This window comes from Dyadobacter sp., assembly GCF_051859145.1.
Lineage (GTDB): Bacteria > Bacteroidota > Bacteroidia > Cytophagales > Spirosomataceae > Dyadobacter.
In genome coordinates this window covers 1-579 of record NZ_JBHYGF010000428.1, presented here as the reverse complement: position 1 = coordinate 579, position 579 = coordinate 1, and the positions used below count along the sequence as shown (strand labels likewise).

Below are 579 nucleotides of genomic sequence, written 5' to 3'. Positions count from 1 at the left end.
CAGGATACCCGTCGTTATTCACATCGGCAATGTCATTCCCCATTGAATAGCGGCTCGTGTACCTGAACATCTCGCGGCTTTTGTTCGTAAAAGTCCCGTTGTGGTTATTGATGTAACAATAATCGTCTTCGTGAAAATCATTGGAAACGTAGATATCGTCCCAGCCGTCATTGTTCAGATCAGCCACGGCAACGCCCAGCCCGTAGCCCATTGCTGCACCATAGATTCCAGCTTTTTCACTTACATCCACAAACTTCACGGGTTTGAAGCTTTCTGATTTCACATTGGCAATCTTACTTTCAAACAGATAATCGCCAGCTTCATTATTACGTAAATGCCTGGTACTTACGCGATCGTAGCTGCGCGAGGTATGCACCGCGTGATTCAGTAAATAACAATCCAGGTCACCGTCTTTGTCAAAATCAAAAAATACGGCCTGTGTTGAAAATCCTGTAAAATCAAGGCCGTAGTCAGCCGCCTTTTCGGTGAAAGTCAGATCGCCATTATTGATATACAGTTCATTAGCGCCTTCCATTCCCCGGAAGTTACCCACCGCCGAAACATAGATGTCGAGCAACC

Annotated in this window: 1 protein-coding gene; it reads right to left on the bottom strand. The window is 45.8% G+C overall.

Annotation, left to right across the window (positions count from 1 at the left end; genetic code table 11):
• A partial coding sequence (locus tag ACTIE6_RS20930; RefSeq protein ID WP_439558487.1) for an FG-GAP repeat domain-containing protein occupies positions 1-579 on the bottom strand: 579 nt, incomplete at both ends.